The organism is Arthrobacter sp. EpRS71, from assembly GCF_001512285.1.
In the GTDB taxonomy this organism is placed as follows: Bacteria; Actinomycetota; Actinomycetes; order Actinomycetales; family Micrococcaceae; genus Arthrobacter.
The window spans coordinates 169,848-193,940 of record NZ_LNUV01000006.1; the positions used below are offsets into that span (position 1 = coordinate 169,848).

Genomic DNA, 24,093 nt, shown 5'->3' on the forward strand with positions numbered 1-24,093 from the left:
AGATGGTTCGGATGAAGGGGTGGTTATGTGAGAGAGCGTGTGGGGTTCGCGATCTGGTTGAGCGCGCCGGCCAGCGTTGGGTGCTGAAACGCGAACCCGGCGTCGAGCAGTTTCCTGGGCTCCACCCACCGGCTTTTGAGAACCAGCTCAGTCAGGTCCGGATGAGGACCGCGCCGGCCTCGAGCATCCAAGCGGGCGTAGGGATGCCGAAAGGGACTCCCATGCTTTGCCGGACAAGCGTCATCAGCTCACGGTTGTCCACGGCGTAGGGCGTCGCCGCATTCACCGGGCCGCTCAGCTCAGGCCGCTCATGGACAAACAACACCGTCCGGAACAGGTCCTCCACATGGATCCAGCTGAACTTCTGTGTTCCGGGTCCCATGTGCCCGCCCAAGCCCAGCCGGGCGAGGTTCCGGAACGGGCCCATCACGCCACCGCCGGGCCCCAGCACAATCGCAATGCGCAGAGGCACCGTGCGGGTACCAGGCACATCAGCGGCAGCCAATTCGTCCTCCCATGCACGGGCCACGTCCACAGAGAACCCACGGCCAAGTTCGCCTGAGGCCTCCGACTGCGGGTGATCTTCGGCGTGCCGGTAGATGGTGCCGGTACTTGAGTTGATCCAGGTCCTGGGTGGTTCGGTGCACGCGGCCACGGCGCGCCCCAACGCCCGCGTGGTCAGAACCCGGGAGTCCAGAATTTCCCGCCGATGCCGCTCGTCGTAGCGACAGTTCACGGACCGTCCGGCGAGGTTCACCAGTAGTTCGGCGCCGTTCAGCGCTGTGGTGATGGCGCCGTCGTCGTTCCATTGAGCGTCAGCCCCAGCGTCCCGCCCGACGGTACGCACCTGCCAGCCTTCCTCAAGAAACCGCCGCTTGAAGTAGCTGCCGATGAAGCCGCTCGCACCTGCGAGAACCACGGTCCGGGTCATTCCGAGTCCTCCTTGACGCTGCGCACGAGTCCCAGGACGTCGTCGAACACCTTGCTCACGCCGGGAATCTTCGCCAGCGACAAGCCACGGGCCACCAGCGGAGCCGCGCCGTCGATCAGCTTGCGCGTGCGGCGTTGGCTCTCGGATTTGTCGTAAACCCAGAACAGCGCGACGCCCATGTACGCCAGCCACAGCAGCTCCGGCAGGTCGCCGCGCAGCTTCTTCGCGACGGCGGGGGAAGAGCCTTCGACGGCGGACCGGAAGATCGCGAGCGAAGCCTCGCGGGCGGCGGTGGACGCCTCGCCGAACGGGTTGACGGGCGACGACGGCCGGATCGCGGTCGCAATGAAGTCGGAACCGAACTGGTGGTACGGCGCCATGACGTCGACGCCGGTGTGCAGCACAGCTTTCAGGCGGCCGGCGAGATCCTGAACCCCTTCGAGGGCCTGCGCCGCGGTCACTGCGTGTTCGTCCTGCACCTGGATGTACAGCTCCTGCACGAGCTCGTCCTTGGAAGCGAAGTAGTAGTAGGCGTTCCCCACGGACACCCCCGCCTCCTGCGCAATGGCACGCATGGTGGTCTTTTCGAAGCCGATTTCGCGGAACATCTTCAGTGCGACGTCGGCCACGAGTTGGCGGGTCTGTTCACTCTTTGCGGCCATGCCATACTCCTCACGGAATGTTTTGAACGTGTTCAAGAATGAGTATGCCACTATTTCTGAACGTGTTCAAAAGGGGAGGTGATAGAGCGTTGGTCTCAAGCACGCGGGATATGAGAGAGGGACGGCTGGAAGGCGCAGGTTGTCAAACTGTGTGGAGTCAGTGGGTGGGTTGTTTGGTTGGTTTTTCGGGGAGGTTGATTCCGACGTGGCTTCGTGGGGTCGGTGTGGTGGGTCGTTGCCGGAATCGGTGAGGGTTCTGGTCGTAGTAGTGCTGGAGGGCTCGGTCGCGTGTCTTCCAGATGTTCTTCCAGGAGCCGTCGTGGACTTCAGCTGGTGAGAACAAGGCGCTGCACGTAATACTCATGCACCAAATCCCTGATCTCATCGCGGCTAATACCACGCGGCCCAACAGTCATGGCAGCTCCTGCTCTCTTCAATCACCGACTGACTCACAACCAGCCTGACTTAGAGGGAGGGCTTGGGATGTGAGAGAGGGACGGGGGTGGGACAATGGAACCGGTGCCGGGCCGGATGCCCCGCCAACCACAGTGCTAATACAGCGGGGCACCACAATCAGGGAGCCTGCGCGAACCACTACGAAATGGATGACCCATGCCCTCGCCCTCAGGCTCCAGTACCTTGAGCAAGCCCGCGCCGCGCTTCGCGTCGATCGGCTCCCCGTATTTCGGCATCATGCTGGCCATCATGGCCGTGGTGCTGATCCTGTCCAACATTGGCGCTTCCAAGGGCGTGGTGCTCGGGCCGATCATCACGGACGGTGGATTCTTCCTCTTCCCCATCGCCTACATCCTGGGCGACGTCATGAGCGAGGTCTACGGCTTCAAAGTTGCACGCAAAGCGATCATCACCTCGTTTGCGCTGTCCGTGTTCGCGTCCCTTTGCTACTGGATCATCATTGTGCTGCCGGGCTTCACTGACGATTACGGCACCAGCAAGCAGGCGGCTATCGAAGGCGCACTTGGCCCCGTGCCGCAGATCGTTCTGGCCTCGTTGCTTGCCTTCCTCGCCGGCCAGACCATCAACTCGTGGATCCTCGTCAAGATGAAGGCCCGTGCGGGTGAGAAGTCCCTCTGGGCGCGACTCATGGGCTCATCCGTGGTGGGTGAATTGGTGGACACGCTGATCTTCTGCAGCATCGCGGCGTCGGTCATTGGCATCACGGACGCGGGCTCATTCCTGAACTACGCCCTGGCCGGCTTCGTCTACAAGACCGCCGTCGAGTTCCTGTTCGTGCCTGTCACCGTGCTGGTGGTTGGTTGGATCAAGAAGCGCGAGCCCAGCTACGGGGTAGCCGCAGCCTAAGCCCCCCGGGCAAGTGGCCGAGTTCGCCGGAAACGTGCGGGTTCGCCGGAAGTTTCCGCACTAACACGCACGCTTCCGGCGAACTCGACGCAGAGGGTCAGGAGTAGTACCGGCCCAGAGTCTCCGCCTTGAACTCGAAGAAGTCCCCCGACTCAATGGCCAGGCGGGCATCGTCCACCATCTTCACCACGAAGCGCTCGTTGTGGATGGAGATCAGGGTTGCCGAGAGCATTTCCTTGGCCTTGAACAGGTGGTGGATGTACGCGCGCGAGTAGTTCACGCAGGTGTAGCAGTCGCAGCCATCCTGTAGTGGCCCGAAATCGGCCTTGTACTTAGCCCCGGACAGGTTGAATCGCCCAAAGGGTGTGTAGAACGCGGAATTCCTGGCCACACGGGTGGGTGATACACAGTCGAAAGTGTCCGCACCGTTCTCGATCGCCGTGAAAATATCGTCCGGTTCGGAAATCCCCAGCAGGTGCCGGGGCTTGTTCTCGGGGAGTTCCTCGTTGCACCACCGCACAATCGTGCCTAGATTTTCCTTCTCCAGCGCACCGCCGATCCCGTAACCATCAAACGGCATGGCGCCGAGGTCCTGGCAGGCCTTGCGTCGCAGGTCCTCGTACTGGGCGCCCTGAATCACGCCGAACAGCGCCTGGTACGGTTTGCCCACCCGGGATGCAGTCAGGGAAGCGTGCTCTTCCAAGCAGCGTAGGGCCCACAACCGTGTCCGCTCCAGCGACTCCTCCTGGTAAGCCCGCGAATTCTGCAGTGTGGTCAGCTCGTCGAAGGCGAACATGATGTCCGCGCCGATCTGGTGCTGGACCTGCATGGAGATCTCGGGGGAGAAGCGGTGCCGGTCCCCGTTGAGGTGCGACTTGAACCAGACACCGTCGTCGTCAATGTGTGCCAGCCGTTCTTTGCCCGGAGCCACCGCGTCATCAGGCCCGGAGCTGTCCACATTTTTCATGTCGATGACCTTCTTGAACCCCGAGCCCAGGCTCATCACCTGGAATCCGCCGGAATCCGTGAAGGTGGGCCCCTGCCAGTTCATGAAGGAACCCAGCCCGCCCGCGGCGTCGAGGATCTCCGGCCCGGGCTGCAAGTACAGGTGGTACGCGTTGGCCAGCACAGCTTGGGCACCGAGGTCAGCGATGGACTCGGGCAGCACGGCCTTGACGGTGGCTTTGGTCCCGACGGCGATGAACGCGGGCGTCTGGATGGTTCCGTGCGGTGTGGTGATGGTTCCGGTCCGGCCCAGGAAAGCGCCGCCGTTGGCCTCCACTTGGGCGTCCGACGGCGCGCACGTTTCCGTCAGGCGCTTGCCCACGGAAAAAGAGAACTCCGATTGCCGGGCAGCCAAGTCAGGCAGGGCAGGAGGAGGGGACGACACAGACGCGGAAGCAGAAACGGAAGCTGGCACGCTACCAAGTGTGCCAGCTTTACCCTCAGTAACCTGCTCAGGAAACCCTAGGCCCCGTTCTTCTCAGCCTTCCAGTTGTCCCACGAGGACCGGATCTCCGCCAGAGAGTGGGCCCCCAAATCGTAGGTGGAGGCAATTACCATGGACCCGCCGTCGGGCCTTTTCTCCGGGATGGGCAGCTGCTCAGCCACAATCAGCAGCCCTTCGCCGTGCTCGGCGTAGCTGTGGACGGTGAGGCCAACCTGGTGCCGGCTCTTGAACCAGACTTTGCCGGAGATCTTCTCGCCGGTGGCAAGCGTGAGCGAGTACTCCTCCCCAACGGGCGGCAGGTCTCCGAGCCCCAGCTTTTCAATGGCCGGGCCTCCTTTGCCGGAGACGGAGACGAAGTGCGTCCGCCGGTGCCCGTGAGGGTGCCGTTCCAAGGCAAAGCGCAGTTGATGAAGGAACGTCAGCCACCCCTGGGTGATGTCCTCGTCCCAGTCGGCCCACTCGGAGTCGTGATCCAGGGCAACCCTGGTGACGCTCACTTCGGTGCCGCCGGAGACGGGGTGGAGCTCAAAGACATCGCCGCCGTTGACGGTCAGGCTCGTATGATCGGGCCCTTCCACGACGTCCGTGGTGAAGTAGATCTGTTGGATTTCGTCGGTGAGGTCGTCAGCTTCCCAGCCGTGCCATTGTGCGACCAGGGACGGTTCACGCAGCATTGTCCAAACCTGCTGCGCGTCGGCATTAATCACAACGCTCAGATTGTTCGTCATGGCCCGAATCTACCGCCGTTCGCGCCCATAAAACAGGCCTTGAATTCCGGGATTCCGCGGGACAGGGAACCTAGGCGCGCACCGATTCCAGTTCATTGCCGATCCGACGCGCCAGCTCTTCTTCGCCGATGGTCTTCGAACCGCCGTGGGCACGCAGGAACATCAGCGCCTCGAGGCGCAGGAACCGCCATTCGCGCTCGGCTTCGTGGTTGCCGTTGTCAATCGCGCGGAAGATTTCCTTGTCGTACAGGTTGGGTTCGTTGAGTGAGCGCTGGCGTACCCGGGCATTGATCCGTGCCTTGAACGGGTCCTCTTCCTGGGACTCGGGGGCGCGGAGCAGTTTCTCGTAGACCGCTGCACGATCACTTTGTCCGGCTTCGCGGCAGATGAAACTGGACAGGGCAAGCGCCCGTTCAATGGACGCCCACCGGTCCAGGTTCCCGTCAAAGGGCAGCACGTTCAGCAGGTCGGCAACAGCCAACGCGTGGTCCGGATCCCGCAGCACAATGCACAGATCGAACGCGAGGTCGCTGAGGTCGCGCAGGCAGCTACCGGACTTGGTGTTGATGCCCTTGGCGAGCCGTTCGGACAGTACCTGCACGCCGTTCTTGCCCTTGTGGTCGGCAGCAGCTGCGCGCACCACGGCTTCCGGGGTGCCGTCCGGCTCGGGGATGAGGGCCAGTTCTTCGGCGCTCGGTCCGGTGTACGCGGGCGGCGTTTGCGGGCGGGGAGGCACGACGACGGCGGGTCCGGCTTGCGCTTCGGCGTCCGGTTCCGCGGGCGTGCTGGAGTCAGGGTTGCCGGGGTCAGAAGCATCACCAGAGCCGGCCGCAACGCCGTCGCCCACAGGAACACTGGACCCTACCGCGATCCGCACCGTGCCGCCGTCGACCATGGTCACCAGCAGCAGCGCTGCCACACCGAAGTCGTCGTTCTGCACCTCGATGGTGCGGATTTCCTCGGCCGGCCCGTCACCGGGCGGGAACACAAAATCTCCGGGCTGCAGGTCCCCAGCCTGCTTTTCCATGTACTGCTGTGTGGCTGGGCTGTGAGTCATCGGAAGTCCTTTGGTTCTCGTGGGGTCCGCCGTCCAGTCTACAAAGACCGGCTGGCGCGGGGGCCGGGACCCGCTAGAGGACGATGCCCGAGAAAGCCAGGGCCTGCCGCACGAGGTTCCCGCGGCCGCCGTCGAATTCCTGCTGGACGTTCTCGCTCAGCACCTCTTGGGGCGTCATCCAGGTCAGCTCCAAGGCATCCTGGCGCGGCTCGCATTCACCGGTCACCGGGATGACGTAGGCCAGCGAGACGGCGTGCTGCCGGTCGTCGGTGAAGCCGGTCTGCGACGGAGCAGGGAAGTATTCGGCCACCGTGAAGGGCACGGGGCTGATGGGCAGCTGCGGGAACGCCAAGGGACCGAGGTCCTTTTCCATGTGCCGCAGGAGTGCTGCGCGGATGGTCTCGCGGTAGAGAACGCGGCCGGAGACGAGGTAGCGCACCATGTTGCCGTCGGCGTCGCCCTGCAGGAGCGTGCCAACTTCATTCACATACCCGAGCGGATCCAGCCTGACCGGGACAGCCTCCACGTAAACCATGGGGAGTCGGCCGCGGGCTTCGAAGAGGTCTTCATCTGAAAGCCAGCCTGGATACGGGTCGGGTGTACGTACGCTCATGGTTAAGTTCTACCCCATCCCCGCCGGAAGTTTCGTGGAGGCGTTCCGATGGCTGCGTGGTTACGCTCTCGGCGGTATTACTGGAAGGGACCGGCAACTTTCACTATGGCGATCGACGCCGGTGCCGCGCCACCCGCGGCGTCGGGGTTGGCGACGTACAGCAGGCCCTCACTGATCCGGGCCTCGATTTTTGCTGCCCTGAGGCGGTCCAGCAGTGCTTCCAACCCGTCGCTGTACTCGAACGCGAGATCGCCGTTGGCGCCATCCGCTCCGTGGATCACCCGGAGGATTCCGCCGTTCTTGGTGGTGAAGGTGGCGGATTCGTCGTCCTCGCTCCGGGGCCGGGCACCAATGTTAGTGAGCGCGTTGGCTGCCACACCCACCAAGGGGCTGATCCAGGTGGCCACCACGCTCAGTGCCGGGTGGGCGTCGCCTGACGTAGCCCAGGTGCCATCCGTTGCCCGTTCCGCGGGAAAAGCGAAAAACTCAAACCCGTCGTCCGCAGATATTTGCACAGTGGTTCCGTCGGGGCCTTCGTGGAGTTCTGCCTGGGTGCCCGCTTCCTCGGTGCGCCGGGCAAACTCCTCCAGATTCCCAACCTCGACGCCAAACACCGTGGATCCGTCGAACGGATGGCCGTGCTGCACGGCGGCCAGCGCCAGGCGACCCGAGCCGGCGTCGAATTCCTGCCATTCGCCGTGGTCAACGGTCTTCACCAAGCCCAGCGCTCGCAGGATGGTGCCCCAATTGTCCGGGCGGGAGGTGTAGTGGATGGGGCGGGCTCGCAACATGGGGTCTCCTGGTGGGTATTGGGATCCTTCTCCAAGCCTAAGCCGGGGTCAAAGCCTATGCTGGGGCCATGCCCATCGAATTGGAAGAGCTGCTGGTCAGTGACGGCACCGCGTGGCGGACCTGGTTGGAAGAGCACGCCGCGGACAGCCCCGGCGTGTGGCTGATCCTGCACAAAAAAGGCGGGAACGTCACCGAGCTGGACTACGACGCCGCCTTGGACGAGGCCCTGTGCTTCGGGTGGATCGACGGCCAGGCCAGGAGCCGCGACGCCGAAAGCTACATGCAGCGCATGACACCGCGCGGCAAAAAGAGCATCTGGTCCTTGCGGAATGTGGGACACATTGCGCGACTGGAAGAAGAAGGCAAAATGACCGACGCCGGCCGGGCAGCCGTGGAGGCGGCAAAGGCCGACGGGAGGTGGGAAGCGGCCTACGCCGGTCCGGCGGATTCAGTGGTGCCGGAGGATCTTGCCGCAGCCATCGCAGCTGTCCCGGAAGCGCAGGCGATGTTCGACGTCCTGACCTCCCAGAACCGTTTCGCGCTGATCCACCGCACCAACGGGGTCAAACGGGCCGAGACCCGCGAACGGAAGATCGCAGGTTTTGTGGAGATGCTGGCCCGCCACGAGGCGCCGTATCCACAAAGGAAGCGTCCGGCCTAGTTAGCTGTGCCGCTCAGGCCTCGAAAGGGAAAGCGACGCCCTCGCCCACAACACGAAGGCACAACTCGGTACCCGGCCGGGTGATGGAGGCGTTCCAATGCCTGATGGTGATGATCTCGCCGCCACCCGGGTAGCGGTGGCTGTTGCCGGAAACGCCGCCGTCAGGTGCCGTGTATTCGCCGAGCTTGATACGAACCGTGGTTTCCGGGCCAAAATAATCCGTGTCCACAACAACCCCGCGAATGGGCCCGTCCGAGGCAATGCGAATTTGCTCAGGCCGCAGCATGAGCTGGACCTTTCCCTGTGCCGGCGGGCGACGGACCGGAATTCCACCCAGCGAGCATGTGGCCAAGGAGCCTTCCATCCACGCATCAAGAATCACCGCATCGCCAAGGAACTCGGCGGTGGCGCGATCGGCCGGGCGGGTATAGACCACAAAGGGATTGCCGATCTGGGCCAGTTTGCCGCCGCGCATGATGGCCACCTGATCCGCGAACGACAGTGCTTCTGCTTGGTCGTGGGTCACCAGGATGGTGGTCACGCCGGCAGCATTGAGTACTTTGGCCACTGCCCGACGGGTAGCTACGCGGAGTCCTGCATCCAACGCGGAGAACGGCTCGTCCAGCAGCATGAGCTCCGGCTCACGTGCAAGGGCCCGGGCCAGTGCTACGCGCTGTTGCTGCCCGCCTGACAACTGGTGCGGGCGCCGCTTTGCCATGGATGCGTCCAGGGACACCATTTCCAGCAGTTCCTGGACCCTGGCCCGCACTGCTGAGCGGCCGCCGTCGAGCTTTGCCGTGTCCACACCGAAGGCCACATTCTGGCCCACCGTCAGGTGTGGAAAGAGCGCGCCGTCCTGGGCCACGTACCCTACCTGCCGTTTGTGGGCGGGTACCCACATTCCATCTCCTGCCACCGGGGAACCACCAAGGCTGATGGATCCGGTGTCCGGGTGCTCAAAGCCCGCAATCAACCTCAACAACGTGGTCTTGCCCGAGCCCGAAGGCCCCACAATGGCCGTGGTCCCGCCTTTGGCGACAGAAAGGTTGACGCCCTTCAGGACGGCCTGGGAACCGAAGTTCTTGGTGACCTCCGAGATATCCAAGTGTGCATTCGTGGACGGAGCCACGGACGGAGCCACCCGCGGCGCGGGAAGCCTGGAGGGGGATTGTTCGGTCACTGTCCGGCTACTTTCTTGGACTGTTGGAAAAGCAGGTACGTCATGGGTGCCGACAACAGAATCATCAGCAGGGCATACGGGGCTGCGCCGGTGTAGTCGATCTCGCTGCTCTTACTCCAGAACTCGGTGGCCAGGGTGCGGGTGCCGTTGGGGGAGAGCAGAAGTGTGGCGGTCAACTCGTTCACGATGGCCAGGAACACCAGGGCAGCACCACCGGCTGCGGCCGGTGCCGTTAGCCTCAAGGTCACGCGGAAGAAGGAGACCAAGGGTGTTTTGCCCAGGGAGCGCGCAGCTTCATCGAGTTCCTTAGGGGCCTGTGCCAAGCCAGCGCGGATGTTTACCAAAGCTCGTGGAAGGAACAGCAGGACGTACGCGGCAACCAGGACTCCCGCGGTCTGATAAACCCCCGGTACCACCCTGATGCTGACGGTGACGAACGCGAGGCCCACCACGATTCCGGGGAGTGAACTGGTGACGTAGTTGGAGAGTTCCAGCATCTTGCTGAACCAACTGGGGTGCCTGACGGCAAGGTATGCCATGGGGAACGCCACCACCGTGGTGACCAGGGCTCCGGCCGCCCCGTACATGAGGGTCTGAAGGAGTGCCGGGATGAATTCCTCGGCTGCCCACACCTCCGAGCCGCCCGCCATCACCCACTTGAGGACGAAATAGAGTGGGAGCCCGAAAGCCAGGATCGTGAGGGCCAGAAGGGCCAGTTGCGCAGGCACCTGGTATCCCCTCAGGGGCAAGCGCGTGGACTTCGCCTGCGCTCCGGAGCCGATCCGCGCGTAGCGGGCACTGCCGCGGCTCTTGACCTCGGCCAGCAGCAGGAGCAAACACAGGAAAACCAAAACACTGGCCAGCGTGTTGCCTGCGGTCCCGTTGAAGGTGGACTGGAACTGAACCATGATCGCCGTGGTGAACGTGTCGAAGCGGATCATCGCGAAGGCGCCATATTCGGCCAACAGGTGCAGGGCCACCAGCAAAGCACCGCCGGTTATGGCAATCCGCAGTTGCGGCAACACCACCCGGAAAAAGACAGCCCAAGAGCCCAGGCCCAGTGACGCTGCGGACTGTTCGATGGCGGGATCCAGCCGACCAAGGGTTGCGGCGGCAGGAATGTACACCAACGGGAAGTAGGACAGGGTGGCGATCAGCACCCCGGACCAGAGACCTTCCAAGGACGGAACCGCGGACACCCAGGAGTAGCTGTTGACGAACGCCGGGATGGCCAACGGAGCAGCCAGCGCCACGGCCCACCAACGGTGTCCGCGCAGCATGGTCCGTTCCACCAACCAGGCGCCGCCCACTCCGAGAACCAGGCACAGCGGCACCGTGAAGACCATCAGCAAGACGGTGTTCAGCAGGAGCTCGCCTACACGTGGGCGAACGATCAGTTCAACGGCCGTGTCCCAGCCGGTCGCGGCCGTCATGTAGAGCACATAACCCAGCGGAATCAGTGAAAACAGTGCTATCAGCACTGCCAGCAAGGACACCGTGGAAACGCCGAAAGGCGGGCGGGGGCGCTTGCCCCGGCCCGCCGTCGTCGTGCTTCCCTCTGAACGTGGAACGTTGGGAGCCGATGATCCGGTGGTCACAGAATTACAGGAGCCCTGCCTTGGTCATCAATTCAGTGACTTTGGCGGAGTTCAGCTTGGCGGGGTCCACCGTGGGAGCTTGCAGGTCCTTGATGGGAACAAGCTTCTCGTTGGCATCAACCTGTGAGGCGATGGCGTATTCGAAGGACGTTCCGGTCTTGAGGATCTCCTGCCCGGCCTTGCCCGTGATGAACTTCAGGAACGCTTGCGCGTCGGCTGCCTTCTTGGAGGACTTCAGGACACCGCCACCCGAGACGGAAACGAAGGCGCCCGGGTCCTGGTTCTTGAAGTAGAACGGCGTGACGTTCTTGGAGTTCTCGCCGGTCTTGGCCTGGTCGCCGTAGTAGTAGTAGTGGTAGATCAGCGCAGCATCCACCTCGCCGGCGTTGACGGCCTTCATGGCGGTGCTGTTGCCCTTGTAAGCCTTGAAGTTCTCCTTCATGCCCTTGAGCCATTCCTCAGTGGCGGCTTCGCCCTTGAGTTCCAGCAGTGCGGAGACAATCGCTTGGAAGTCTGCGCCGGACGGTGAAGCTGCCCACTTGCCCTTCCATTCAGGCTTGGCCAGATCCAGCATGGACGTGGGGAGCTGGTCATCGCTGATTTTGTTCTTGTCGTACACCAGCACGGTGGAACGCGCGGCGATTCCTGTCCACTTGCCCGTGGACGGACGGAACTCGGCGGGAACCTGGTCGATGGTGGCCTTGTCCACGTCAGCGAACAGACCCGCGTTTTCTACCTGCGCCATTGCAGGGGAGTTCTCGGTCAGGAACACGTCAGCCGGTGACGCCGCGCCTTCCTGGACAATCTGGTTGGACATCTCGGTGTCAGAGCCCTGGCGCAGGGTGACCTTGATGCCCGTTTCCTTGGTGAAGGCGTCGATCCATTCCTTCGTCAGGCTTTCGTGCTGGGCGTTGTAGACCGTTATGCCGTCGCCTGAAGCCGCAGAACCGGACGGGTCCGGGGCGGTGGTGGCGTTGGAGCCGCAGGCGGTGAGGCCAAGAGCGGCGGTGGCGAGGAGTGCGATTCCTGCCAGAGCGTTTTTGGGGAGCTTCATGGGGCTACTTTCTGGGAACAAGCATGGAAGCCCAAGGAGGTGGTGCTTGGGTCCGGGGTAGCGGGAAGGTTGGGGAGCCCGCTGTGAAAAGAGTAGGTTAGCCATACCTTTGCCCAAAAGCCGGATAGGGCTTAAGTGACGAGGATCACTTGAATTACGGAAGTGTTGCGTATCGTAATTAGTGACCTATGCTGGCAGCGGCCTCAAACGTCATCCACGCTTGCAGCTGGGTGGAAAGTTCGACGGCGGTACCCGGCGGATAAGCTTCGACCGCCGGCCGCAGGGGGTCGGGGGAGAAAATAAGCGACGGAGCGGCCTGCCCAAGCTCAGATACTTTGCGGCGGCCCAGCCACAACGCTCCAGCCGTGGCGTACACCAGTTCGCGGGCAGTGTGGCGTGATGCGTCCGGGAGCCGCTGGTCCCGCGCAGCCAGCGCCAGATAGCGGACCAGGATGCCGGTAAAAAGGCCGCCATCGCCGGTGCCGTCGCCGCGGATCACCTGCGTGCCGGGAAGCGTCAGCTCGCGTCGCACAGCGTCCACCAAGAGGGTGGCCCTGCGCAGATTGTCATCCCCGCCCAACTCAAGCAACGCGCCCAGGACCGGGCCCTGGTTGTAGGTGTAAATGGCCCCGTCCACCACCACCTCGCCGTTGCTGATCCGAAGCCCGTCCTGATACAAGCCTCGATCCGGGTGGAGGAGCTTGCCGTTGAGCCAGTTCACCAACTGCTGCGCACGCTCTGTGTGCCCGGTCCTGGCGTAGTAGAGGGCCACCGGGGCCGTGGCAGGGGTGTTCTTGAAATCCCGCTTGGTGCTCCAAAAAGTTCCACCGCCAAGGTGGTCCGTGGAAGCGGAATCAAACTGCAAGGTCAGGCACTTTTGGACATAAGCATTGCGTCGGCGACCAGGTTTCCTGGTCTCCTCCGCCAGCTTCTCCAAGCGCAGGGTCGCGAGGGCCAGCCACGCCATGTCGTCATAGTAGTCGTTCACGAATCGCAAGAGATTCCGCAAGCGGATAGTGGTGACCAGCCGCGAAGCGAGCCGGCCGGCGCTAGGCCGGGAGCCGCCGTCGAACTTCGTTTTTGTGGCCAATTCGCGACGCCCCGCGTCCACCAGACAATCGACGTAGTGCGCTTGCCACCAGTAATGCCACGGGCCGGAGAGGCTCTTGCGGGCATTGGTGGGCAGGCTGACTGCGGCGATATGGGTTCCGGGCAGGAACAGCAGGCGCCCGCCAAAGCTTCGGGTCACCGATCGGGCCGCCTGATTGGCGCGCGTAGCCCACTCGGCGGCGTCTGTGGAAGGGGCTGGAATTCCTGCTGGCTCGATCTGGCTGGACATGGACACAGCCTATCCGGGCCGGGGATCAGCCGGGCGAGGCCGGGCAGTGTGCGCCGCGCCACAATTCCAGTTAACATGCATTAACGGATTTGGGTCGGCATCAAGGAGGATGAATGGACATCAAGTGTACGGTTGCACTGATTACGGGTGGGGCGTCAGGTTTGGGCGCTGCCACCGCCAAGCGACTGTTCGACGCCGGAGCTTCGGTGGTGTTGGTGGATCTGCCACAGTCAGCCGGCGAGTCCTACGCGGCCGAGCTAAATGCCGCGTCTTCGGGTACAGGGGAGCAGGCCCCGCGCGCGGTCTTTGCTCCCGCAGACGTCACCAACGAATCCCAAGTCCAAGCCGCCGTCGACGCCGCTGTTGCTTTGGGGCCGCTGCGCATCGTCGTCAATTGCGCAGGAATCGCGACCCCCGGAAAAGTCCTGGGCCGCGACGGCGTGCTGCCGCTGGAGAACTTCAACAAAGTCATTCAGATCAACCTCGTGGGCACCTTCAACGTGATTCGTTTGGCCGCCGCAGCCATGGTGGAAACGGAGCCCGTTTCCACGCAACTGGGTGGACCCGAACGTGGCGTCATCATCAACACAGCATCCGTCGCCGCCTTCGAAGGCCAGATCGGCCAGCCTGCCTACGCCGCATCCAAGGGCGCCGTAGCAGCCATGACATTGCCCTTGGCCCGCGAGTTCGCCCGCTCGTTGATCAGGGTGGCCACCATTGCTCCCGGCATCTTCGAAACACCCATGATGGCCGGACTTCCCCAATCGGCCCAGGAATCCCTTGGACAGCAGGTTCCGCATCCCGCCCGTCTGGGCCGTGCCGCGGAATACGCAAACCTGGCCGCCCACATTGTGGAGAACGCCATGCTCAACGGGGAAACCATCCGGCTCGATGGCGCCATCCGCATGGGTCTCAAATGATGGGCGACTACAGCGGCTCTTCGGGGTCAGTTGGGCCCGTTCGGCCCTCCGTAGCAGACCTTCCCACTGCTGACTTCTTCGACTTCGAATCGCTGCTCAGTGTCCAGGAACAGCGTAAACTCAACGAACTCCGGGCGTTCCTGGCCTCTGAGATAGCCCCCTACGCCGGGCAATGGTGGGAGAAAGCGGAGTTCCCGGAACACATCCTCCCCAAGCTCGCGGCCCTCCGGCTCAGCGCCCCCGCCCAGCGAGGGTACACACACCTGTTTGCCGGGCTCGTGATCGCTGAGATGACCCGCGTCGACACCTCCATCGCCACGTTCTTCATGGTCCATCACGACCTCTTCGTCGAATCCCTCTACGACTTCGGCAGCGATCATCAACAGGACCGCTACCTCGACGACGCCTCCAACCTCCGCACCACCGGAGCCTTCGCTCTCACAGAACCCAACCATGGGTCCGACGTCGCCGGCGGGATGGAAACCACCGCCCGCCGTGTTGACCGACCAGAATCCGACGGCGGCGATTACTGGGTGATCAACGGCGCCAAACGCTGGATTGGCAACGGGACGTTCTGCGACTACATGCTGGTGTGGGCCAAGGACGAAACAGACGGAGCAGTGCGTGCCTTCATCGTCGACGCGACCCTGCCGGGCATCACCCGCAGCCGCATCGAAAACAAGATTGCCCTGCGGACGGTGCAGAACGCCGACATCGTCTTTGAAGACGTCGAGGTAGCTGAAGCGGACCGCTTCGCCGGGATCAGCAGCTTCGTGGACACCAACCATCTCCTCCGCGGATCCCGCATCATGGTGGCCTGGCAAGCAGTAGGCCAACAACTGGCAGCCTTCGACGTCGCCCGGCAGTACGCCGTCGAACGCATGCAGTTCGGCAAGCCACTAGCCAAGTTCCAGCTCATCCAACAGCACCTGGTGGACATGCTCGGCAACGCGGTGGCCAGCATGGGAATGATGGTCCGAATAGCGCAGCTGCAGGAGGACATCTTCACAGACGCCAAAGGGGTGCGCCACGGAGGGGCCGACATGGCGCAGGTGGCGCTCGCAAAGGCCTACTGCAGTGCCAGGATGCGGGAAACTGTGGCCATGGGCCGCTCCATCCTGGGCGGCAACGGAATCGTTACCGATTACCGTATTGCCAAGATCTTCGCCGACGCAGAGGCGATCTATACCTACGAAGGCTCCTACGAAATCAACTCCCTGATCGTCGGCCGTGCAGTGACAGGGGTTTCAGCCATCACCTAGAACTGCCGGTCTCATTCCTGGGGGAGCTTCTCGCCCGCTTCCACGCGCACGTCCAGTGAGTTGCCCCGGACAGGCATAGGGCAGGTGCCATACGGAGTGAAGGCGCTGGGGTAGTTGATGGCACGGTTGAAATCGATCATCACGGTCCCATCAGGGCGAGGCCGGGGAATGAAGACCTTCCGCCATTCATCCGTGGTCTCCCCGTTGGTCTCATCGTGGAAGGTGACGTTGAGCGCGCCCAGCTTCTCCTCTTCCGCGTGCAGCCGGATTTCGTGGGGAACACCCGGTATCTGGAACACCACCTCGCCCACCGACCGGTGGACGCCGTCCACCAAGGGGTTTGCCGTGCCGATGGGGACGTCAATGGGCTCAGCGTAAGCTTCGAACCGGCCCTGGATAACCCACTCAGGGTTGTATTCGTAGGTGGGAACTCCTACGAAACCGGTCAGCACCGGGGAGCTGTTGTCGCGGGTGCGGATAGCGTACTTGTCCGCACGCATGGCAAGTTCCACCACAACCTGCTTACCGTCGTCGCCGCCAAACTGGACCCACATGAGCGACTCTTCGTCCTGCAGCGTCGCCGTAATGGTCCCCTCTACGGGCTGTCCCGTTTCCACCACGGTGAGTCCATCCGCAGCGCTCGCCGTGAGGAAAGCCGTGGTGCCGTCCGTTGACCAGAGGCCCGGAACAAGGTCCACCCCGAACGGTTGCGACTCAAGCCATTGGAAGGAGGTGAGCGTCAACCAGCCGTGTTCAGTGGCAAGGGCTGTATTTCGACCTGCACGGAACCGCTCCCAACGTGCGAGTTGGGCGTCAGTTGCGGTGGTGGGCGAGCTCATGGTTCTCCTCAGCTGGTGTTCGCGTCAGTTCGCGGCGGATGCTCTTGCCTCAACTATGCGCCGGGCGCGGGCATTCCCGGAATCCGCACCCGTGTGGGTCAGGACTTCACTGCTGTGGATCGGTTCGCGTTTGGATCGGCTCGCGTTTGGATCGGCTCGCGCTGGCCCTGAACCCATGCCAGCGCGAGCCGGGATTGATGGACGGTGACGTTGGCCGGGCACCACATGCCACGTCCATCCTCGCCGTCTTGCCCCGAGGGGCGTTTGCTCACCTGGTCAGTGCGAACGGCGCCTGTACTTACGGGTACCGGCAAAGGCGAGCAGGGATCCCACGGCCAGAAGCACCGCAGCCAGGAAGAAGAACGCCTGGCCTTGTGCACCGGTGTTGGCCAGCGGTTCCGACGTGGCAGACGGCGCCGGGTTCTGCGCCTGCGCTGGTTCGGTTGGTTCTGCCGGAAGGACTACAACAACGGGGCTGCTGGTGCTGGGTGAGGGTGTGGGTGTTGCTGTGGTGGTGCTGGGTGTGGGAGTCGGTGTGGGTGTTGCTGTGGTGGTGCTTGGTGAGGGTGTAGGTGTTGCCGCCGCGGTCCCCTGACCGGTTCCGCTGGCATTGCTCCGGCGCGTTTGGGCTTCCACGGGATTTTCTTCGCCCGAGATGGTCACTGTCCCGTTGTTTTCGTAGACGTCCAGAGAAGGGTCAGACACCTTGGTGGTCACAAAGACCTCCACGTGCTCACCTTTGGGAAGGCCGGTCCAGCTGACCGTGAGCGACTGAGGGGTGCAGTCGATGGTGGCTGGATACTGCTCGTCGTCGTAGGGCTCAACGATGTTGCCGGCCTCGCCCCGTACCTTGCCAACGCGCGGTGTTACCTGGCTGCAGTCGATGACCATTCCGGCTGCAGGGACATCGGTGACCACTACATCGTTGTTCGCTGACGCCATGGGCGGCATGTAAAGGATCGATTGAAATTCTGTTTGTGCAGGATCCGCCCACCACATCGACTTTCCTGCAGTTGCGGGCACATCCGGGAGGCAGTCTTCCGTGCAGGGTTCAATATTCACAGGGACGCGAATCACGCTGTCGCCAAAGACGAAGCTAAGTTCCTCTTTTCCACCGGTTGCCGGATCCACGGAATATTGCGTGACGAAGGCGCATGTTCCGCCCACGTCCAGCGGATGCAAGGCGACGAAGTCGGTGAGCGTGAAGACCACAAGGCCGGCGCCGTTGGCCGTAGCTGTCGCCACCGTCTGTCCATCGGGGGTGTCCAGGTCAAAAGTGGCAGCACCAAACCACCGCAGTTCGGGCGGAAGCTGCAAAGTGAACGTGTCCCCGGGCTGCGAGTTGTCCGGGACGGACCATTCGCAGGTCAGATCCACTTGATCCCATTGCCCGGTGACAATGGAACTGGTGCTGAGGGTGATCTCGGCGTCGGGGATTTCCTCAGCACTGGCTGGCAGGGCCGAGAGTCCCAGGCCCAGGACGGCCATGACAGCGGCCAGCAAGGCAGCAGCCAGTGACAAGGTTCTTGGGCGTAGCTGGTTATTCATTATTGGAAGGTCCTTAGAGTCCTTGGGATGTGTCCGTCACAAGGTGAGTGTTTGAAGTGCGTGGTTCGTTACGCTGCAGAACGGTTTTTGGCCAAGTCCGGCTAACTAGAGGAGTCCCGCGCGGCAGTTTTGGGGGTGGCAGCCGTTGCCGCAGCCTCGGAAAGTGGGAAGAAATTCATGTGCGCAGGGCATAGGCGGCCATCGCCGAGGGCTTCCAAAGCCGCCTTGCATTCCACGAGCTGCGACAGGTTGGTGTCGCTGATGTAAAAGAGGATATGGACGGCGGAATTTTGGTACATTGCCGTCGCTCCGGTTCCTTTCAGCTCACCGTTGACTACATCCCCAAGCCGGGCCAGCAGCGTCCAGCAATGGCTGCGGCTATCCCGGGGACGGGGCAGCGAAATGATGGCCACCGCATGCGAACCCGGCCACTGCGCGCCGAGCGCGGACACCTCGTGGATTCGCCGTTGAAAGTGGGCCGGGGTGGCCAGCCCCGTATAGACGTCCGTGCAGGAGATAGTGGGGGCTGTTTCCGCCCCCTCGGCCCAGCCTTCCGCGATGGACAGGAGGGCATCGATGTCAAGGGCCCGCTCCGCTGCGGTGAACAGTGCACGGAAATCGTTCAGGGTTTCTCTGATGCTGACGCCATTCCTGGCTCGCGCAGCGCCCAGCGATTTCGCCGCGGGGGCCGGAACTACCGTGCTGCTCGCGAGGGAAGTGACTACTGTCCGGACTTCTGGCAGGAACCAATCCGCGCGGAACCGCCAACCCCTCTGGTAACTGGCGGTCCGCCATTTGCGCAGCAAGTGGTGCTGCAGAAACGTGTATTCGGCACCTGGTTTTGTCCGGAACGATGTCATATCCGAACAGTGCGCAAAAGGGCTCGTTCGTGACGGAGACGTTACGGAGAATCGGTTGCTAAAGACTTTGTACAAACTGGCGTCACGACTCGCGTACTGCCGACACTCCATATATATGGGTAGGGTTCTCTACGATTTGGGGGTGTCATAGATGGCACGCACGTCCCATGCGAGCAATAAATCTAGCGTCGACGACCATCAACTCATTGAATTGGTCCGCAGCGGAGACATATCTGCCTTTGACGGGCTCTACGAGCGCCATGTGGCCGTTGCCTCCAATGTTGCCAGACGCAACGTGGACAACCAGAGTGATGCCGAGGACGTGGTGGCTGAGGCTTTCCAGTCTGTCCTGCAGAGCCTGATTGCGGGCAAAGGGCCGGACACGTTCTTTAGGGCGTACCTGCTGTCCACAGTTGCACGGCTATCCCACCACCGGAATCGCAAAGCCGGGAAGGTGGTACCTAGCGGCGACGAATCCATTCTGGATCAGGCTCTGGCGGACTCGGACACCGCCATCGGCGCTTTCGAGTCACACACTATTGCCAAAGCATTCCGTGCCCTGCCTGAACGGTGGCAGGCTGTGCTCTGGTACTTGGACGTCGAACGCATGAAACCTGCAGCCGTGGCGCCGATTCTGGGTCTCTCCGCCAATGCCGTTTCGGCTCTGGCCCTTCGCGCCCGGGAAGGTCTCAGGAGGCAGTACCTGCAATGCCACGTCTCGGAGCAAACCGACAGCGAATGTTCCCAATACGCGTCGAAGCTCGGCAATTACATCCGAGGTGGAGTGTCCAGCGCCACTAAGCGCAAAGTCCGCGATCATCTGAATGGTTGCGCTTCGTGCACGGCGGCCCTTGCCGAACTCAAGGACGTCCAGGGCAGCATGAGGGCAGTCCTCCTGCCGTTGGTGACAGGAATCCCGGCCGTACTTTGGGCGGGGAAAGGGGCTGGACTTGGTGTAGTGGGAAGCGTGATGCCCGCCAAGGCGGCTATTGCCCTCCCTGCCCTTGCGCAACCGGCCGTGATGGCGGTCATCGCCGCGGCTGCAGTGGGTCTCGTGCTGGGAGCCGTGGGCGTCGTTGACCAATTGACTCCGGACGCCTATTCGGAGAAGCGGGCAGTGGAGTCCGCCGTTGCTCCGCGGGACGAGGCTCCGGTGACGCCCGCGCCTTCAGCAACCGCTGCGCCTTCCCCAACGGCAGCGCCTGTTTTCTCCGTGCCGGCGGCACCACAACCCGAGGACGCCCTGCCCGTTGAAGTGCCGCCCGTGGTGGAGGAAGAGCCTGTGCCGGCGACTCCGGCTAATCCCCAGATCGCGCCGACCCCTGGTCCTTTGCCGGCCACCACACCACCTGCCGCACCTTTGACAGTCCCGCCGGTGACTGCTCCAGCGGTTGTAGATGGTTCTGCGCGTGAGGCTGGGGACAGCCATTCCAACGACACCGTAATGGAAATCGACTTCAGGGTTTCCGGGGCCGCCCCTCTGAGTACCGGCAAGGCGGTGTTCTCGGTGGGGAAGAACTCGTGGATAGCTGAGGATTCCTTCCGGGCACCTGACGGATGGACCTGTACGTTCGAGAGCCGGAGCGTGGTTATTTGTTCCACCGACTCTGTGCAGCGCACCGACCTCAGCTTTCAGCTTGGAGCGGGCGTTAAGCGAAGCAAGTTTGATCCCAGCAAAGGTGAGAGGGTCCTCACCTACACGTTGAGCGGACCAGGGTTGGCCTCGAAAAGGTTCTCTGTTGTGTATTGAGCCGGGCATCGCATGGATGCGGGTGGCACGCACCATCCTCAGGAGAGGGATTTCGCTGTGTTCCCATCATCGTGTGGCGTACCCTGAGCCCATGGGGATTGAGGCAGTTTTTTCGGCCATGGTCAGTCTGGCGCTCATAGTGGGTGCAATCTGGGCCGGTACCCGGCTGGTGCAGAAAGGTGTCCCCTCAAAAGGAGCCACCGGGACCTTGGGAAGCGTCCTCTCCATGATAGAACCGGCCACGGGTGTGCCTACCAGGATGGAAGCGGCCGCAGCCATTGAGGAGATGAGGCAGCGCCGGCACGAGTCCTTGTCCGCGGGACCGGGCGCGGCAGGACAGGAAGTGTTCGGAGGAAGAGTTGTGCTGCCACGGCCTGACCGGAAGCCGGCAGAGGGCCAGGTCAAAATCTGAGACGCATTCCTTGTGTTGAGTTAGCTACGGGTAAGATCCCGTAGGAAACATTAGTAATGCGGCTCACAGTATCCAGCGCAGTGTACGGGCCCAACCAGATCCCGAAGGTATGTATCTATGGTTCACACTGCCCATCAAGACACCGATCTCGCTGCCGAACTGCGCGCTGATGTGCGTCGCGTTTCCACACTTCTCGGTGAGTCCCTGGTCCGCCAACACGGACCGGAACTGCTCCAGCTCGTGGAGCAGGTGCGGTTGCTGACCAAGGAGTCCAAGGAAGCTGCCCGGGGCGGCGCGGATGCCACCGGCCCGTGGAGCGCGCACGACGTCGTTGCCCAGGTCCGTGAGCTGCTCGCCTCGCTGCCGCTGGACCAGGCCACTGACTTGGTCCGCGCCTTCGCGTTCTACTTCCACCTCAGCAATGCGGCCGAGCAGGTTCACCGTGTACGTGGCTTGCGCACCCGGCAGGAAAAGGACGGATGGCTGGCCAAAGCGGTCTCGGAAATCGCTGGCCAAGCCGGGCCTCAGGTCCTGCAGGATGTGATCAACGAACTCGACGTCCGGCCCATTTTCACGGCGCACCCTACCGAGGCCTCGCGGCGCTCAGTTCTGGATAAGGTTCGCAAGCTTTCAGACGTCCTCGCCGAGCCCACCACGGAGGGGACCTCAGCGCGGCGCCGCCAGGACCGTCAACTCGCCGAAATCATTGATCAAATGTGGCAGACCGACGAACTCCGCCAAGTGCGCCCCACTCCCGTGGATGAGGCACGGAATGCCATCTATTACCTGAACAGCATCCTCACCGATGCCATGCCGGAGATGCTGACGGACCTCTCAGAGCTCTTGGCTGAGCACGGTGTCTCACTTCCCGCCGCTGCCGCGCCCTTGAAGTTTGGTTCTTGGATCGGTGGCGACCGTGACGGCAACCCGAACGTCACCGCGGAAGTCACCCGCGAAATCCTGCAGCTTCAGAACCAGAACGCCGTGCGCATCAGCATTGCCTTGATCGATGAACTCATCTCGGTTCTCTCCAACTCCACAGCACTTTTCGGGGCCGACCAGGAGTTGCTGGACTCCATCACTGTGGATCTCAAGAACCTTCCCGGGTTGGACAAGCGCATCCTCGAACTGAATGCGCAGGAGCCCTACCGGTTGAAGCTGACCTGCATCAAAGCCAAGCTGATTAACACCGGTCGCAGGGTGTCGTCGTCGAGCCATCACGAACCAGGCCGCGACTACGCCACCACGCCCGAGCTGCTGGCTGAGTTCGGGCTCTTGGAGGATTCGCTGCGGAACCACTCGGCTGGATTGGTGGCAGACGGTGCGTTGGCCCGCGTCCGCCGTGCAATCGCTGCTTTTGGTTTGCACCTGGCAACCTTGGACATCCGTGAACACGCTGACTACCACCACGATGCTGTGGGCCAGCTCGTGGACAGGCTTGGTGCGGGGAAGCCTTACACCGAACTGACCCGAGAAGAGCGTTTCGACTTCCTGGGCGCGGAGTTGGCTTCCCGCCGTCCTCTCTCCGGACACCCGATCAAGCTTGAGGGTACGGCCGACGGTACCTATGACGTTTTCCGGAGCATCCGCCAGGCCCTTCACACGTACGGCCCGGACGTCGTGGAAACTTACATCATCTCCATGACCCGCGGCGCCGATGATGTTCTCGCAGCAGCAGTCCTGGCACGCGAAGCCGGTTTGATTGACCTGTTTAGCGGGAAGCCACGCGCCAAGATCGGCTTCGCTCCGCTGTTGGAGACCGTGGAGGAACTCCGCGCATCAGCGGAGATCGTTGACCAGTTGCTGTCCGATCCGTCCTACCGGGAGCTGGTCCGCCTCCGCGGAGATGTCCAGGAAGTCATGCTGGGGTACTCCGATTCGAATAAGGAATCGGGCGTGATGACCAGTCAGTGGGAAATCCACAAGACCCAGCGAAAGCTGCGCGATGTTGCTGCCAAACATGGCGTCCGCGTTCGTCTCTTCCATGGCCGCGGAGGATCTGTGGGCCGCGGTGGCGGACCCACGTACGATGCCATCATGGCCCAGCCTAACGGCGTGCTGGAAGGCGAAATCAAGTTCACCGAGCAGGGCGAGGTCATCTCGGACAAGTACTCCTTGCCTGAACTCGCCCGCGAAAACCTGGAGCTCTCCTTGGCCGCCGTAATGCAGGGCTCGGCACTGCACCGCACTCCACGGACCTCGGAAGATGAGCGTGAGCGTTATGCCAACGTCATGGAAACCATCTCGGACGCAGCATTCGCCCGCTACCGCACGCTGATTGACGATTCCCAGCTTCCGGCCTACTTCCTGGCTTCCACGCCGGTGGAGCAGCTGGGTTCCTTGAACATTGGCTCGCGTCCCTCCAAGCGTCCGGACTCCGGTGCTGGACTTGGTGGCCTGCGGGCCATTCCGTGGGTTTTCGGCTGGACGCAGTCACGACAGATTGTTCCGGGCTGGTTCGGTGTGGGCTCCGGTTTGAAGGCCGCCCGCGAGGCTGGGGACACGGATCAGTTGCTGGAAATGATGGACCGTTGGCACTTCTTCCGTTCGGTCATCTCCAATGTGGAAATGACCTTGGCTAAGACGGACATGGAAATTGCGGGTCACTACGTTTCGTCTCTGGTTCCGGAGGAACTGCACCGGCTGTTCCATATGATTCGCGATGAGTATGAGCTCACTGTGGCCGAAATTGAGCGCCTCACCGGCGAGACCGAACTCCTGGATGCCCAGCCGACGTTGAAGCGTTCACTGGAAATCCGCGATCAGTACCTGGACCCGATCAGTTACCTGCAGGTGGAGCTTCTTCGGCGTGTTCGCGAGGACCAGCTTTCAGGAGGCGAGATCGATGAACGGCTCCAGCGCGCCATGCTCATCACCGTCAATGGCGTAGCCGCCGGCCTTCGCAACACCGGCTAGCACCCTCTCTCACATCCCTCGGGGTTCCCCGGATCCCTCTCTCACCCGGTGAGAGAGGGATCTGCCCAAGGCCCTCTAAGTCAGGCTGGTTGTGAGTCAGTCGGTGATTGAAGAGAGCAGGAGCTGCCATGACTGTTGGGCCGCGTGGTATTAGCCGCGATGAGATCAGGGATTTGGTGCATGAGTATTACGTGCAGC

The 24,093-nt window shown here is 62.5% G+C and carries 20 protein-coding genes and 1 pseudogene; 7 read left to right on the forward strand and 14 right to left on the reverse strand.

Annotated elements, in window-relative coordinates:
• Positions 1 to 23 precede the first annotated feature (23 nt).
• Both AR689_RS10940 and AR689_RS10945 read right to left on the reverse strand, forming a co-directional pair.
• Positions 24 to 931: pseudogene (locus AR689_RS10940) on the reverse strand (TIGR01777 family oxidoreductase).
• Complete coding sequence (locus tag AR689_RS10945; RefSeq protein ID WP_062070084.1) at positions 928 to 1,593, reverse strand: TetR/AcrR family transcriptional regulator; 666 nt, start codon at positions 1,591 to 1,593, stop codon at positions 928 to 930. Before AR689_RS10945 ends, AR689_RS10940 begins: the two are co-directional and overlap by 4 nt.
• 612 nt (positions 1,594 to 2,205) lie before the next feature.
• Here AR689_RS10945 and AR689_RS10950 point away from each other — a divergent pair.
• Positions 2,206 to 2,916: a queuosine precursor transporter gene (locus tag AR689_RS10950; protein ID WP_062070087.1), complete on the forward strand. Its 711-nt coding sequence runs from the start codon at positions 2,206 to 2,208 to the stop codon at positions 2,914 to 2,916.
• A 97-nt stretch (positions 2,917 to 3,013) separates the two neighbouring features.
• Here the strand turns inward: AR689_RS10950 and tgt are convergent, their stop codons facing one another.
• The 5 genes from tgt to AR689_RS10975 form a co-directional block, all read right to left on the reverse strand.
• Entirely contained in the window at positions 3,014 to 4,243 is a 1,230-nt protein-coding gene (gene tgt, locus AR689_RS10955) for a tRNA guanosine(34) transglycosylase Tgt (RefSeq protein ID WP_502686015.1), read from the reverse strand.
• A 140-nt stretch (positions 4,244 to 4,383) separates the two neighbouring features.
• Positions 4,384 to 5,094, reverse strand: a complete 711-nt coding sequence (locus AR689_RS10960) for an SRPBCC family protein (protein WP_062070091.1) — start codon at positions 5,092 to 5,094, stop codon at positions 4,384 to 4,386.
• A 70-nt stretch (positions 5,095 to 5,164) separates the two neighbouring features.
• Entirely contained in the window at positions 5,165 to 6,151 is a 987-nt protein-coding gene (locus tag AR689_RS10965; RefSeq protein WP_062070093.1) for a DUF6707 family protein, read from the reverse strand.
• Positions 6,152 to 6,224: 73 nt separating this feature from the next.
• The gene (locus AR689_RS10970; RefSeq protein WP_024819523.1) at positions 6,225 to 6,764 is read right to left on the reverse strand and encodes an NUDIX hydrolase family protein; all 540 of its coding nucleotides are present in this window, start codon (positions 6,762 to 6,764) and stop codon (positions 6,225 to 6,227) included.
• Positions 6,765 to 6,841: 77 nt separating this feature from the next.
• Complete coding sequence (locus AR689_RS10975) at positions 6,842 to 7,555, reverse strand: hypothetical protein (protein WP_062070095.1); 714 nt, start codon at positions 7,553 to 7,555, stop codon at positions 6,842 to 6,844.
• 68 nt (positions 7,556 to 7,623) lie between these two features.
• On the opposite strand from AR689_RS10975, the gene AR689_RS10980 reads away from it, so the two are divergent.
• On the forward strand, positions 7,624 to 8,217 hold the full coding sequence (locus AR689_RS10980) for a YdeI/OmpD-associated family protein (RefSeq protein ID WP_062070097.1): 594 nt from the start codon (positions 7,624 to 7,626) through the stop codon (positions 8,215 to 8,217).
• Between the two features lie 13 nt (positions 8,218 to 8,230).
• Here AR689_RS10980 and AR689_RS10985 read toward each other — a convergent pair whose 3' ends face one another.
• The 4 genes from AR689_RS10985 to AR689_RS11000 form a co-directional block, all read right to left on the reverse strand.
• Complete coding sequence (locus AR689_RS10985) at positions 8,231 to 9,397, reverse strand: ABC transporter ATP-binding protein (protein WP_197412856.1); 1,167 nt, start codon at positions 9,395 to 9,397, stop codon at positions 8,231 to 8,233.
• The gene (locus AR689_RS10990) at positions 9,394 to 10,995 is read right to left on the reverse strand and encodes an ABC transporter permease (RefSeq protein ID WP_197412857.1); all 1,602 of its coding nucleotides are present in this window, start codon (positions 10,993 to 10,995) and stop codon (positions 9,394 to 9,396) included. The genes AR689_RS10985 and AR689_RS10990 overlap by 4 nt, the downstream gene beginning before the upstream one ends.
• 4 nt (positions 10,996 to 10,999) lie before the next feature.
• The gene (locus AR689_RS10995) at positions 11,000 to 12,049 is read right to left on the reverse strand and encodes an iron ABC transporter substrate-binding protein (RefSeq protein ID WP_062070099.1); all 1,050 of its coding nucleotides are present in this window, start codon (positions 12,047 to 12,049) and stop codon (positions 11,000 to 11,002) included.
• Between the two features lie 178 nt (positions 12,050 to 12,227).
• Complete coding sequence (locus tag AR689_RS11000) at positions 12,228 to 13,388, reverse strand: glycoside hydrolase family 76 protein (RefSeq protein ID WP_062070101.1); 1,161 nt, start codon at positions 13,386 to 13,388, stop codon at positions 12,228 to 12,230.
• 113 nt (positions 13,389 to 13,501) lie between these two features.
• Here AR689_RS11000 and AR689_RS11005 point away from each other — a divergent pair, with 113 nt between their 5' ends.
• On the forward strand, positions 13,502 to 14,308 hold the full coding sequence (locus AR689_RS11005; protein WP_062070103.1) for an SDR family NAD(P)-dependent oxidoreductase: 807 nt from the start codon (positions 13,502 to 13,504) through the stop codon (positions 14,306 to 14,308).
• Positions 14,305 to 15,570, forward strand: coding sequence for an acyl-CoA dehydrogenase family protein (locus AR689_RS11010; RefSeq protein ID WP_062070105.1), 1,266 nt, complete (start codon positions 14,305 to 14,307; stop codon positions 15,568 to 15,570). The genes AR689_RS11005 and AR689_RS11010 overlap by 4 nt, the downstream gene beginning before the upstream one ends.
• Before the next feature lie 11 nt (positions 15,571 to 15,581).
• Here AR689_RS11010 and AR689_RS11015 read toward each other — a convergent pair whose 3' ends face one another.
• From AR689_RS11015 to AR689_RS11025, 3 genes are all read right to left on the reverse strand, one after another.
• Complete coding sequence (locus tag AR689_RS11015; RefSeq protein WP_062070107.1) at positions 15,582 to 16,409, reverse strand: DUF1684 domain-containing protein; 828 nt, start codon at positions 16,407 to 16,409, stop codon at positions 15,582 to 15,584.
• 276 nt (positions 16,410 to 16,685) lie between these two features.
• Entirely contained in the window at positions 16,686 to 17,957 is a 1,272-nt protein-coding gene (locus AR689_RS23310) for an Ig-like domain-containing protein (protein WP_197412858.1), read from the reverse strand.
• Positions 17,958 to 18,058: 101 nt separating this feature from the next.
• Positions 18,059 to 18,817: a hypothetical protein gene (locus AR689_RS11025; protein WP_062070111.1), complete on the reverse strand. Its 759-nt coding sequence runs from the start codon at positions 18,815 to 18,817 to the stop codon at positions 18,059 to 18,061.
• 151 nt (positions 18,818 to 18,968) lie between these two features.
• On the opposite strand from AR689_RS11025, the gene AR689_RS11030 reads away from it, so the two are divergent.
• The 3 genes from AR689_RS11030 (at position 18,969) to ppc (ending at position 23,895) form a co-directional block, all read left to right on the forward strand.
• Positions 18,969 to 20,567, forward strand: coding sequence for a sigma-70 family RNA polymerase sigma factor (locus tag AR689_RS11030; RefSeq protein ID WP_062070113.1), 1,599 nt, complete (start codon positions 18,969 to 18,971; stop codon positions 20,565 to 20,567).
• A gap of 22 nt (positions 20,568 to 20,589) precedes the next feature.
• Positions 20,590 to 20,979, forward strand: a complete 390-nt coding sequence (locus AR689_RS11035; protein WP_231745490.1) for a hypothetical protein — start codon at positions 20,590 to 20,592, stop codon at positions 20,977 to 20,979.
• A gap of 117 nt (positions 20,980 to 21,096) precedes the next feature.
• Positions 21,097 to 23,895 carry a phosphoenolpyruvate carboxylase gene (ppc, locus tag AR689_RS11040; RefSeq protein ID WP_062070117.1) on the forward strand — a complete coding sequence of 933 codons (2,799 nt, stop codon included), beginning with the start codon at positions 21,097 to 21,099 and terminating at the stop codon, positions 23,893 to 23,895.
• Positions 23,896 to 24,093: the final 198 nt, after the last annotated feature.

Coding starts and splice junctions, on each gene's coding strand:
- AR689_RS23310 (WP_197412858.1), bottom strand. CDS start 17,957: ATGAATAACCAGCTACGCCCAAGAACCTTGTCACTGGCTGCTGCCTTG.
- AR689_RS11025 (WP_062070111.1), bottom strand. CDS start 18,817: ATGACATCGTTCCGGACAAAACCAGGTGCCGAATACACGTTTCTGCAG.
- AR689_RS10960 (WP_062070091.1), bottom strand. CDS start 5,094: ATGACGAACAATCTGAGCGTTGTGATTAATGCCGACGCGCAGCAGGTT.
- AR689_RS10965 (WP_062070093.1), bottom strand. CDS start 6,151: ATGACTCACAGCCCAGCCACACAGCAGTACATGGAAAAGCAGGCTGGG.
- ppc (WP_062070117.1), top strand. CDS start 21,097: ATGGTTCACACTGCCCATCAAGACACCGATCTCGCTGCCGAACTGCGC.
- AR689_RS10970 (WP_024819523.1), bottom strand. CDS start 6,764: ATGAGCGTACGTACACCCGACCCGTATCCAGGCTGGCTTTCAGATGAA.
- AR689_RS11000 (WP_062070101.1), bottom strand. CDS start 13,388: ATGTCCAGCCAGATCGAGCCAGCAGGAATTCCAGCCCCTTCCACAGAC.
- AR689_RS11010 (WP_062070105.1), top strand. CDS start 14,305: ATGATGGGCGACTACAGCGGCTCTTCGGGGTCAGTTGGGCCCGTTCGG.
- AR689_RS11015 (WP_062070107.1), bottom strand. CDS start 16,409: ATGAGCTCGCCCACCACCGCAACTGACGCCCAACTCGCACGTTGGGAG.
- AR689_RS10995 (WP_062070099.1), bottom strand. CDS start 12,049: ATGAAGCTCCCCAAAAACGCTCTGGCAGGAATCGCACTCCTCGCCACC.
- AR689_RS10950 (WP_062070087.1), top strand. CDS start 2,206: ATGCCCTCGCCCTCAGGCTCCAGTACCTTGAGCAAGCCCGCGCCGCGC.
- AR689_RS10975 (WP_062070095.1), bottom strand. CDS start 7,555: ATGTTGCGAGCCCGCCCCATCCACTACACCTCCCGCCCGGACAATTGG.
- AR689_RS11030 (WP_062070113.1), top strand. CDS start 18,969: ATGGCACGCACGTCCCATGCGAGCAATAAATCTAGCGTCGACGACCAT.
- AR689_RS10945 (WP_062070084.1), bottom strand. CDS start 1,593: ATGGCCGCAAAGAGTGAACAGACCCGCCAACTCGTGGCCGACGTCGCA.
- AR689_RS11005 (WP_062070103.1), top strand. CDS start 13,502: ATGGACATCAAGTGTACGGTTGCACTGATTACGGGTGGGGCGTCAGGT.
- AR689_RS10980 (WP_062070097.1), top strand. CDS start 7,624: ATGCCCATCGAATTGGAAGAGCTGCTGGTCAGTGACGGCACCGCGTGG.